The organism is Microbacterium sp. MEJ108Y, from assembly GCF_000834175.1.
Lineage (GTDB): Bacteria > Actinomycetota > Actinomycetes > Actinomycetales > Microbacteriaceae > Microbacterium > Microbacterium forte.
Map to the genome: position 1 here is coordinate 20152 of NZ_JXQX01000031.1, position 11573 is coordinate 31724.

At 71.0% G+C, this 11573-nt stretch carries 9 protein-coding genes; 4 read left to right on the plus strand and 5 right to left on the minus strand.

The features are described from left to right. The first annotated feature begins 130 nt into the window (after positions 1-130). From RU09_RS13990 to RU09_RS14000, 3 genes are all read left to right on the plus strand, one after another. Positions 131-889, plus strand: coding sequence for a sugar phosphate isomerase/epimerase family protein (locus tag RU09_RS13990; RefSeq protein ID WP_052492989.1), 759 nt, complete (start codon positions 131-133; stop codon positions 887-889). A gap of 80 nt (positions 890-969) precedes the next feature. After that, the gene (locus RU09_RS13995) at positions 970-2025 is read left to right on the plus strand and encodes a LacI family DNA-binding transcriptional regulator (RefSeq protein WP_082041140.1); all 1056 of its coding nucleotides are present in this window, start codon (positions 970-972) and stop codon (positions 2023-2025) included. Further along, on the plus strand, positions 2025-3125 hold the full coding sequence (locus RU09_RS14000; protein WP_042541485.1) for a glycerate kinase: 1101 nt from the start codon (positions 2025-2027) through the stop codon (positions 3123-3125). The genes RU09_RS13995 and RU09_RS14000 overlap by 1 nt, the downstream gene beginning before the upstream one ends. 513 nt (positions 3126-3638) lie before the next feature. Here RU09_RS14000 and pgm read toward each other — a convergent pair. Continuing rightward, positions 3639-5282 carry a phosphoglucomutase (alpha-D-glucose-1,6-bisphosphate-dependent) gene (gene pgm, locus RU09_RS14005; protein ID WP_042541486.1) on the minus strand — a complete coding sequence of 548 codons (1644 nt, stop codon included), beginning with the start codon at positions 5280-5282 and terminating at the stop codon, positions 3639-3641. A gap of 62 nt (positions 5283-5344) precedes the next feature. Here pgm and pheA point away from each other — a divergent pair, with 62 nt between their 5' ends. Then, entirely contained in the window at positions 5345-6295 is a 951-nt protein-coding gene (gene pheA, locus RU09_RS14010; RefSeq protein WP_042541487.1) for a prephenate dehydratase, read from the plus strand. Between the two features lie 13 nt (positions 6296-6308). Here the strand turns inward: pheA and RU09_RS14015 are convergent, their stop codons facing one another. The 4 genes from RU09_RS14015 to RU09_RS18775 all read right to left on the minus strand — a co-directional run. After that, positions 6309-8375, minus strand: coding sequence for a molybdopterin oxidoreductase family protein (locus RU09_RS14015; protein ID WP_042541488.1), 2067 nt, complete (start codon positions 8373-8375; stop codon positions 6309-6311). Then, complete coding sequence (locus RU09_RS14020) at positions 8372-9913, minus strand: FAD-dependent oxidoreductase (RefSeq protein ID WP_042541489.1); 1542 nt, start codon at positions 9911-9913, stop codon at positions 8372-8374. Before RU09_RS14020 ends, RU09_RS14015 begins: the two co-directional genes overlap by 4 nt. Before the next feature lie 2 nt (positions 9914-9915). Further along, on the minus strand, positions 9916-11307 hold the full coding sequence (locus tag RU09_RS14025) for an MFS transporter (RefSeq protein ID WP_052492990.1): 1392 nt from the start codon (positions 11305-11307) through the stop codon (positions 9916-9918). Between the two features lie 127 nt (positions 11308-11434). Beyond that, positions 11435-11573, minus strand: a 139-nt coding sequence (locus RU09_RS18775; protein WP_231567599.1) for a DUF6457 domain-containing protein, incomplete at its 5' end; no start/stop codon positions are given.

Below are 11573 nucleotides of genomic sequence, written 5' to 3' on the forward strand. Positions count from 1 at the left end.
CCGGGCTGGAACACGATTCCGGTCCTGCATCCGTGCCTCGATCCTGCAGGCGGTGCCGCGGGCTGACACGAAGAGAGCCGCCGGGCGCAACCCCCGAGACACCGACGCAGACCGTTGAGAGGATGAACCCATGACAACGATCCGGCCAGGACTCTGCTCGGTGACCTTCGCGTCGCTGAGCGTCGAACGCGTCGTCGAGCTCGCAGCCGAGGCGCGACTCGAGGTCATCGAGTGGGGTGCCGACACGCACGTGCCGGCCGGGGACGTCGAGCAGGCGGCGAGGGCGGCGAGGCTGACGACGGATGCCGGGCTGGTGTGCTGCTCGTACGGCTCATACTTCCGCGCCGGTGCCGACGAGGCGGTCACTCCGGTGCTCGACACCGCCGAGGCTCTCGGCGTCGACCGCGTGCGCGTCTGGGCGGGGTCGACCGGATCCGACGAGGCCGCACCGCAGGACTGGGCGGCGACGATCGCCCGACTGCAGGATGCGGTCGACGAGGCGAGCGCGCGGGGCATGTCCCTCGCGCTCGAGTTCCATTCGGGCACGCTCGCCGATACCGCGCCGACGACACTCCGAGTGCTCGAGGAGGTCGCGAGGCCCACGCTCAGCACCTACTGGCAGCCCACTGTCGGTGCCGCGGTCGACGCGGTGCTCGATGAGTATCGCGCGATCGCAGACCATGTGAGCGCCGCGCACGTGTTCTCGTGGTGGCCCGACCACGACCGGCTGCCGCTGCGGGCACGTGATGCCCTCTGGACCCGGTTCTTCGGAGAGGCGCAGTCCGCGCCCACGCCCCCGAGAGACGCACTGCTCGAATTCGTGCCCGGTGATGATCCGACGATGCTGCGTGGCGAGGCCGCGACGCTCCGCTCGTACCTCTCGCTCTAGGCCGGCATGCACGTCAGCACTCGGGATGCCGCCGCCCACCGTTCCTCGGCGCCGCCCGCATCGCACAGTATGCTCGGGGCATGAGTCAGCAGGAAAGCCCTTCCCGGGTGCGTCAGCCGCGGCACTCCCGAGGCGCAGCCCCGACCCTGCACGACGTGGCCCGAGAGGCAGGGGTCTCCCTCGCCACGGCATCCCGCGTTCTGAACGGATCCGAGCGCAAGGTCGCCGAGTCCTTCCGTGAGCGCGTCGAGCAGGCGGCGGCCGAGCTGGGTTACACGGCGAACGCGTCTGCTCAGGCCACCGCCCGAGGCAGCTCGCCCGTGATCGCGCTGCTCGTCGCCGACATCGCCGACCCCTACTTCGGACTCATCGCCGCGGGCGTCGCTCGCGGAGCCGACGAGCACGGTCTCGTCGTCACGATCGCGATCACCGAGCGCGACCCGGCCCGCGAGGCGCGCATCGTGCGCGCGCTGCGCGGACAGCGACCCCAGGGCCTGATCCTCGCCGCCTCACGCACGAACGAGCCGACCGACTCCGACACCTCGCGCGAGCTCGCGGAGTACGCCCGGTTCGGCGGGCAGGTGGTCACCTTCGGGGCCGGCAGTGCAGAGAACCGCCACGTCGAGATCGACAACCGCGCCGGTGCAGAGGCGCTGGGCCGCCGCATGGCGTCGCTCGGCTACCGCTCGGCCATCGCGATCGGCGCGGCCGAGGGGGTCCTGACCTCAGACGAGCGTCTCGCCGGATTCCGCGCCGGCTTCGAATCAGGCGGCGGCACGATCGATCGGCTGATCCGTGGCGACTTCCGTCGCGAATCCGGTGTGCAGGCGATGTCGGCGGTGCTCGCCGACGGCGTCGAGCCGGGCACTCTCGTGTTCGGCATGAGCGATGTCGTCGCGATCGGTGCGATGTCGGCGATCCGCGACGCGGGTCGTGAGATCGGCTCCGACATCGCCGTCTGCGGTTTCGACGATGTGCCGTCGTCGAGCGATGTCACGCCAGCGCTCACGACCGTGCGGGTGCCGCTGAGCGAGGTCGGCTACCAGGCCTTCCGAGCGACGGTCGACGCCGACTGGCAGCAGGCGGCGCTGCCGCTCGAGGTCATCGTGCGGTCGAGCACCCCCGGTATCGCCTGATGACCCGCGTCGTGCTGGCGCCAGACAGCTTCAAGGGCACGATCACCGCGGCGGATGCGGCGGCATCCCTCGCCGCGGGCTGGGCGTCAGTCGATCCTTCCGCGACGTTCGTGCACCGACCGATGGCAGACGGCGGCGAGGGCACCGTCGCCGCATTCGCCGCGGCCGTGCCGGGGGCGCGACGCATGCCGGTCGTCGTCGACGGGCCCGCTGGCGTGCCGCTGGAGACCAGCTGGCTGCTGCTGCCCGCATCCGCCGGGTCTCCTGGCGGCACCGGCGTCATCGACCTCGCCTCCACCTCGGGCATCGAACTTCTCGACGACCTGCGCCCGTGGGACGCCGACACCACCGGCTTCGGTCAGGCTATCGCCGCGGCCCTCGACCACGGCGTCACACGACTGGTGGTCGGCATCGGATCGAGTGCGTCGACAGACGGCGGCACCGGGATGCTGTCCGCACTCGGTGCCCGATTCCTCGACGTCTCGGGTGAGTCCGTCGTCCGCGGTGCGCGCGGTCTCGCCGACATCGCATCCGTCGATCTGAGCGCCCTGCGCACCGCGCCTCAGGTGCGCGTGCTCACCGACGTCACCAACCCGCTCGTCGGCCCTCGGGGTGCCGCCGCCGTGTTCGGACCGCAGAAGGGTCTCGACGCCTCCGAGCTCTCAGACGTGGATGCCGGGCTCGCCCGACTCGCCGACCTGCTCGGCCTCGATGCCGCTCTGCCCGGCACCGGAGCCGCCGGCGGCACGGGTGGTGCGCTCGTTGTCTGGGGAGCGGCACTCGCTCCCGGAGCCGCCGAAGTGGCGGAGCTGATCGGACTCGCGGACGCGATCTCCGACGCCGACATCGTCATCACGGGGGAGGGCTCGTACGACGGTCAGTCCGGCGACGGCAAGGTGCCTTCGTTCATCGCCGGCCTTGCGGCATCGGCCGGGGCCGTCGCGCTGCTCGCGGCCGGGCGCATCACCTCCGACTCCGATGTGTCGCTGTTCGCGGCATCCGCGTCTCTTACCGACATCGCCGGATCGTCGGATGCCGCTCTCGCGGAGCCTGCGCGCTGGTTGCGCGAGGCCGGCGCGCTGCTCGCCAGTTCGGTCTGACCGGCCGCTGCTGCCGCCTCTGCTCTTCGGGCTGCCCCCGCGCAGCATCCGATCGCGCTCGACTGCGGTGGTCGAAAACGCATCCCAGGCGGCCGATTCCGGTGGTTCTTCGACCACGCACGTCTGTGCAACCCGCAATGGCGGGCAGTCACGGTCTGCGGTGGTCGAAAATGCATCCCAGGCGGCCGTTTCCGGTGGTTCTTCGACCACGCACGTCTGTGCAACCCCCGGTGGCGGGCAGTAAGGGTCTGCGGTGGTCGAAAACGCATCCGAAGTCGCTGCGTCGGATGTGTCTTCGACCCCGCACCCGCGTTGGGTGGCTGTTTCGACCCGGCCTGCGCATGGCGTCCGCCAGGTGGGGTCGCTTTCGCATCGCTGAGCCCAGGCGCTCCCGATCCCGGATGCTCTCGACCCCGGCATGCGCGACCCCGGCGTGCGCTGACCCCGGATGCACTTCTGCCCCCGCACGGGCGGCGTCCGGGGGCAGAAGACGGACGGAAGCGGTACGCCGGGTCAGTCGCCGAGGGCGGCCGACACCACGGCGCGGGCCTCGGCCTGCACCTCGGCGAGGTGCTCGGGGCCGCGCAGGCTCTCGGCGTACAGCTTGTAGACGTCTTCGGTGCCGGACGGGCGCGCGGCGAACCATGCGTGCTCGGTCTGCACCTTGAGACCGCCGATCGCGGCGCCGTTGCCCGGTGCGTGCGACAGCTTGGAAGTGATCTCCTCGCCCGCCAGGGTCGTCGCCGAGACGGCATCCGGCGCCAGCTTGCCGAGCGTCGCCTTCTGCGCCGGCGTCGCCGGGGCGTCGACCCGCTGATAGGCCGACGAACCGAAGGCCTGCTCCAGCTCGGCGTACCGCTCCGACGGGGTCTTGCCCGTCACGGCGATGATCTCGGCCGCGAGCAGGCACAGCAGGATGCCGTCCTTGTCGGTCGACCACACCGTGCCGTCCTTGCGGAGGAACGATGCTCCGGCCGACTCCTCGCCGCCGAAGGCCACGGATCCGTCGAGCAGCCCGGGCACGAACCACTTGAAGCCGACGGGCACCTCGAGCAGGCGGCGTCCGAGCGACTCGGCGACGCGGTCGATGATCATCGACGACACGAGGGTCTTGCCGATCGCGGCGTCGCGCGGCCACTCGGCGCGGTGCGAGAACAGGTAGTCGATGGCGACCGCGAGGTAGTGGTTGGGGTTCATCAGCCCGGCGTCGGGGGTGACGATGCCGTGGCGGTCGGCATCCGCATCGTTGCCGGTGAGCACGTCGTAGTCGGCCTTCTTGGCGACCAGCGAGGCCATCGCCGATGGGGATGACGGATCCATGCGGATCTTCTCGTCCCAGTCGAGCGTCATGAAGCGCCAGGTCGGGTCGACCTCGGGGTTCACGACGGTCAGGTCGAGGTCGTAGACCTCCTTGATGAGCGCCCAGTACTCGACCGAGGCTCCGCCGAGGGGGTCGGCTCCGATGCGCACCCCGGCGGTGCGGATCGCGTCGATGTCGATGATGGTGGCCAGATCGCGCACATAGGCGTCGCGGAAGTCGTATCCGGGAAGCGCGTCCCAGTCGATATCGGCGAAGCGCTCGCGCTTGACTTCGACCAGACCGCCGGCGATCAGCTCGTTGGCGCGGTCGGCGATCCAGCCGGTCGCGTCGGTGTCTGCCGGTCCGCCGTGCGGCGGGTTGTACTTGAACCCGCCGTCCCTTGGCGGGTTGTGCGACGGGGTGACGACGATGCCGTCGGCGCGGCCGGCGGCATCCGGCGCGAGGTCGCGGTTGAAGGTGAGGATCGCGTGGCTGAGCGCCGGGGTCGGCACCCACGCGTCGCGGGAGTCGACTCGGACGTCGACGCCGTTCGCGACCAGCACCTCGATGGCGCTGCGCTCGGCCGGCAGCGACAGGGCGTGCGTGTCACGACCGAGGAACAACGGGCCGGTGATGCCCTCCGCCGCGCGGTAGTCGACGATCGCCTGGGTGGTGGCCAGGATGTGGTTCTCGTTGAAGCTCTTGGTGAGCGAAGACCCGCGATGACCGCTCGTCCCGAACGCGACCCGCTCGGCGGCGACGCCGGGGTCGGGGACGCGATCGTAGTAAGCGGCGATCAGCTCGTCGACATCGATCAGATCGGATTCTTCGGCTGGTAGGCCGGCACGGCTCGTCATGCAGACAGTCTGCCCCCATCTCGGCATCCGCGCATCTTCTGGGCCCCTACCCGTGCCCTAAGGTGAAACGCGTGACTGAACGCCGCACCTACAGCTATCTCGGCCCCGCCGGAACATTCACCGAAGCGGCGCTCGAGCAGGTCGCCGAAGCGCGAGGCCAGGACTGGCGTGCCGTGCACAACGTCGGCGAGGCGCTCGCCGACGTGCTCGAGGGTCGTAGCGATGCCGCCATGATCGCGATCGAGAACTCGATCGAGGGCGGCGTCTCGACCACGCAGGATGCTCTGGCCACGCTGCCCGGCCTGCGGATCGTCGGCGAGTACCTGGTGCCGGTGAACTTCGTGCTCGTGGCTCCGCGCGGCACCACGCTCGCCGATGTGCAGGTGATCGCCGCGCACCCCGTCGCCTATGCGCAGTGCCATGGCTGGCTCGGCGAGCACCTTCCGACGCACTCGCACGTCCCGGCGGCGAGCAACGTGGCGTCGGCGATCGGCATGCTCGACGGCGGTCTTCCCGCGCAGGCGGCCATCGCCGCTCCCGGCGTCGTGAAGCACCTCGACGTCGACGTGCTGGCCGAGGACATCGGTGACAACGCGCAGGCCGTCACCCGCTTCGTGCTCGTCACCCGCACCACCACGGCACCGGCTCCCACCGGCGCCGACAAGACCTCGCTGATCGTCGAACTGCCGAACGACCACCCGGGTTCGCTCCTCGAGATGCTCGAGCAGTTCTCGACCCGTGGCATCAACCTCTCACTGATCCAGTCGCGTCCGATCGGCGACGAGCTCGGCCGCTACCGGTTCGTGATCGACGCCGACGGCCACATCGAGCACGAGCGCATGGCCGATGCTCTGCTCGGCATCCGTCGTTTCAGCCCCCGGGTGGTGTTCCTCGGGTCGTACCCGCGGGCCGACCGGCAGATCGTGCAGTACCCCGAGCGCTACTCCGACGACATCTTCGTCGAGGCACGCGACTGGCTGCGCGGCATCCTCTCGGGCGAACCCGAGGACTGAGACCGACCCCGGGTCAGACCGCGCTGAGCTGCACGAGCGCCCGCTTGAACTCAGGCATCGCCGAGTGCGGATCGACCCGGTCGTCGGTGAGTAGATTCGCGCTCTCGCCGTCGGGGTAGTGGAACGGCAGGAACACCGTGTCGGGCCTGATGTCGTGCGTCAGCTCGGCCCGCGCCTGCACCGTGCCGCGGGAGTTCGAGAGGCGGATGCCGTCGCCCTCGCCGATCCCGTGGCGACGCGCCGTGGCGGGGTGCAGCTGGGCGACGAGGGAAGGCCGCTTCTCGGTCAGCTCGGAGACGCGGCGGGTCTGCGTACCGCTCTGATACTGCTCGAGCAGTCGCCCGGTGATCAGTGTGAGCCGGTCGGCGCTCGGCGTCTGCTGCGCCCGCGCCCGCACCGCCACGAGCTTCGCGCGCCCGTCGGCGTGCGCGAACCGGTCGGCGAACAGACGGGGCGTGCCGAGGCTGCCGATCGGAAACGGCCAGTGCGCCTCGATGCCCAGGTCGAGCAGGGCGTGACTGAGCCCCGAGTAGTCGGCGCGGCCGCCGGCCGATGCGCGGGCGAGCTCGTCGAACACCTCTGAGGGGTCGAGGCTCCAGACGCCGGGGGCGTCGAGGCGGCGGGCGAGCTCGGCCATGATCCACAGCTCGCTGCGGGCTCCGGCGGGGGCGTCGACGGCCCGTCGGCGACGCAGCACCCGGCCCTCGAGGTTGGTCATGGTGCCCTCCTCCTCGGCCCACTGCAGCACGGGCAGCACGATGTCGGCGGCCTTCGCGGTCTCGGAGAGGAAGAAGTCGGCGACGACGAGCAGGTCGAGCCGGCCGAGGGCCTCTCGCACCGTCGAGACGTCGGGTGCGGACACGAAGACGTTGGAGCCGTGCACGAGCAGGGCGCGCACGCCGCCTGGCAGGCCGGCGGTCTGCAGCAGCTCGACGGCCGGCACACCGGCGCCGGGGAGATCGTCGGGGTCGACACCCCACACCGCCGCGACGGACGCGCGCGCCACCGGGTCCATGATCGACTGATACCCGGGCAGCTGGTCGGCCTTCTGCCCGTGCTCGCGTCCGCCCTGCCCGTTGCCCTGCCCGGTGAGGGTGCCGTAGCCGCACCCCGGAGTGCCCGGCAGTCCGAGCAGCAGCGCCAGGTTGATGGCAGCGGTCGCGGTGTCGGTGCCGTCGACGTGCTGCTCGACCCCGCGGCCGGTGAGGATGTACGTCGAGCCGGGTTCGGCCAGCCGGCGGGCGAGATCCCGGATGCTGCGCGCGGGCACCCCTGTGACGGTCTCGGCGCGCTCGGGCCACCACGTCGACACCGACTGCCGGAGCGCATCGATGCCCGAGGTGCGCTGCCGCACGTAGCCCGAGTCGTACAGCTCTTCGGCGATCACGACGTGGGTCAGTGCCAGCAGCAGAGCGAGGTCGGTGCCCGGCACCGGCTGCAGATGGATGCCGGCCCCGTCGGCGCACAGCCGGGCCGTCGAGCTGCGGCGAGGATCGACGACGATGAGGCCACCGCGTGCCCTGGCGCCCTGCAGGTGCGACACGAACGGCGGCATGGTGTCGCCGACGTTCGAGCCGAGCAGGAGAACCGTCTCGGCGGTGTCGAGGTCGGTCAGCGGGAAGGGGAGACCGCGGTCGATCCCGAAGGCGCGGTTGGCGGCCGCCGCGGCGGACGACATGCAGAAGCGGCCGTTGTAGTCGATGCGCGAGGTGCGCAGCGCGATGCGGGCGAACTTGCCGAGCTGGTAGGCCTTCTCGTTCGTGAGGCCGCCGCCGCCGAAGACGCCGATCGCATCGTGGCCGTCCTCCGCGGCGATCCGCTCGAGCTGCGCGGCGATCAGGTCGAGGGTGGAGTCCCATTCCGCCGGATGCAGCTCGCCGTCGTCGCCCCGCACCAGGGGAGTGGTGAGGCGCCCGGTGTCGGCGAGCAGCTCCGCCGACGTCCACCCCTTCTTGCACAGACCGCCGCGGTTGGTCGGGAAGTCGCGGCCCGCGACGGTCACCGGCAGGGCTTCTCCCGCGGTGGGAGTCAGCGTCATCGCGCACTGCAGCGCGCAGTAGGGGCAGTGGGTGTCGGTCATGCGACGGCCTCCGCGCGGTCGTGCAGCAGTTCGGTGATCCTGGCTCGGCATCCACCGCATCCGGTGCCGGCGCGCGTGCAGTCCCCGATCGCGGCGACCGAGCCGCAGCCGTCGTCGATCGCATCCTCGATCTGCCCGACGGTGACGGCGTTGCAGATGCAGAGCGTCGCGTCGCGACCGGCAGGCGCCACTACGTCGGCATCCGGATCGTCGAGGCGCAGCAGCAGCGATCGGTCTGCGGGCAGCTCGCCGCCGCGCAGATACAGCACGCTCAGCTCCGCGGCGGCCCGCGGCATCCCGACCGCCACGAATCCGGTGAGGATGCCGTCGCGCGTCGCCATCTTGACGTAGGTGCCGTGCTCGGGGTCGGCCCACACCGCGATGCCCGGCGCATCCTCGCCCACAGGGACCGGCGCGAACGGGTCGGCCGAGACGTCGCCGGCCGAGGCGATGTCGACCAGCTCGCCTTTCAGCACGACGACCCCCGGATGCTCGTCGGCGAACTCGTCGGCGTCGCCGATGCCGTCCAGCTCGGCGGCGATGGTCGCGGCCAGCCAGCTCGCCTGCCGCCACCCTGGGCCGATGAGGCCGTGCGGTCCGCCGGGCACCTGGCGCTCGTGCAGGTGCTCGGCGGGGTCGGCGAGGTGGGCGCAGTCGCCGATCGCATGGATGCGGGGATCCGACCACGATCGCAGGGAACTGTCGACGAGCACGCCGTTGCCGATGCGCAGTCCTGCCGCCTCGGCGAGCTCGGTACGCGCCCTGACCCCGCACGACAGCACGAGCAGGTCTCCTTCGATGCGCTTGCCGTCGGAGCTCGCCAGCGCGCGGAACCGGCGGATGCCGTCGTCGCCCTCGACGCCGATGACGCCCTCGGCGCGCGTGTGCGGCACGAGCGTGACGCCGGCGGAGGCGAGGGCGGTCGAGAGGATGGTCGCCGATCCGCGGTCGAGCTGACGCGGCATCGGCATCGGGCCGAAGTGGGCGACCGAGGGCACGGCACCCGCATCGGCGAGCAGCATCGCGAGCTCGATTCCGAGCACGCCGGCCCCGAGCACCACCACCCGGCCGCCGCGCTCGACCACGGCCCGCACCTGCTCGGCATCCGCCAGGTCGCGCAGCACGCAGACGCCTGCGGTGAGGCGGGTGTCGAGGCCCGTGCCGTCCGGCCCCAGCGTGTCGAGTCCGTCGAGTGTCGGGACGATCGATCGCGCGCCGGTCGCGAGCACCAGCCGGTCATAGCCGACGTCCGAGCCGTCGGCGAGCTCGACGAGCTGCGCCCCGCGGTCGATGCGCACCGCTCGCGCTCCGAGACGCAGATCGATCCCCGGAAGGCCCGCTGCGGTGGCCAGGGTGAGTTCGTCGGCCGAGGCCTCGCCGACCGCGAGCTCCGCGAGGAGCACCCTGTTGTAGGGATTCGCCGTCTCCGCACCCAGCACGGTCACCGTCGCCCGGCCCTCGGAGACGAGGGGCAGGAGCTCCTCGGCGAAGCGGATGCCGACGGGCCCCGCGCCGATGACGACGATGCGCTCGGTCATGATCAGATCCGGTGTCCGGCGAGGGAGGCCCGGGGGATCAGGTAGACGAAGATCGTGATCAGGAGCAGCGCGACGTAGCCGGCCACGAACCCGCCGAACGCCGGGGCGTACGACCCTGTGCCGCTCTTCGCCGCGGCGAGCACCTGGGGGATCACGAATCCGCCATAGGCGCCGATCGCCGAGATCAGGCCCAGGGCGGCCGCACCCTTGCGCTGGGTGCTGACCGCGAGTGCATCACCCGCGGTCGCGGCTCCTCGCGCGGCGAAGACGTTGGGGATCATCCGGTAGGTCGCGCCGTTGCCGACGCCCGCGGCGACGAACAGCAGCAGGAAGCAGCCGAGGAAGAGCGTGAAGCTGTTCGCTTCGAGTGTGACGAGCAGCGAGAGGGCTCCGACGATCATGAGCGAGAAGGCGGCGATCGTCATCGGCGCACCGCCGAAGCGGTCGGCGAGCTTTCCGCCGTAGGGGCGAGCGAGCGAACCGACCAGCGCGCCGAGGAACGCCAGTGTGATCGAGGCGCTGCCGATCTGGAAGGTCGAGAACTCGGGGAAGGTGTCGGCGATGAGCTTCGGGAAGACGCTGGCGAAGCCGATGAACGATCCGAACGTGCCGATGTAGAGCAGCGAGAGCACCCACAGGTGCGGTTCGCGCAGGGCGGCGGCGGCTCCGGCGAAGTCGGCCTTGGCGGACGAGAGGTTGTCCATGTGGCGCCAGGCGCCCCAGACGGCGACGAGGATCAGCGGCACCCACATCCACCCGGCGAGCGAGAGGTTGAACGTGAAGGCGGCGGTCATCGAGACGACGATCGGCACCGCGAGCTGCGCCACGGACGTGCCGAGGTTGCCGCCGGCGGCGTTGAGGCCGAGCGCCCAGCCTTTCTCCTTCTGCGGGAAGAAGTAGGTGATGTTCGCCATCGAGCTGGCGAAGTTGCCGCCGCCGAAGCCGGCGAGGGCGGCCACGGCGAGCAGCACGCCGAACGGGGTCTCGGGGTCTTGCACGACGATGCCGAGCAGCACAGCCGGGATCAGCAGCAGGAGGGCCGAGACCATCGTCCAGTTGCGTCCGCCGAAGCGGGCGACGAGGAACGTGTAAGGGAATCGCAGGGTCGCGCCGACGAGGCTCGGCAGCGAGATCAGCCAGAACGACTCGGTGGTGCTGAGCGTGAAGCCGGCGGCCGGGAGCAGCACGACGACGATGCTCCAGAGCTGCCAGATGATGAACCCGAGGAACTCGGCGAAGATCGACCAGCCCAGGTTGCGGCGGGCGATCGCCTTGCCCTCGCCGGCCCAGAACGTCGGATCCTCGGGGTTCCACCCGTCGATCCAGCGACCGGGTCGATGGGTGAGCGTGACGGCGGGGGCATCGACGCTGCGTGTTCCGGTGGTCTGTGACATCGCGGCTCCTGGCGTTCGAGAGGGTGAATGCTCTGAACGTAGGCGGCGGATGTTGCAGGGCCGCGCGCATGCCGTTTCGGTGTGATTACTTCTCGATCACATCGGGGAGGGCGGGGATGAGAGAACTTCAGGAATCGTGGTCGTCGGCGCGCCAGGATGCCGCCAGCGCGGTGATCGCGGCGACCGCCGCGGCCGTGTCCTCGCGGCTGCCGCCCGCGCGACCTGCCGCGAGGCCGGCGAGGTAGGCGCTGAGCGGGGCGGCGGGG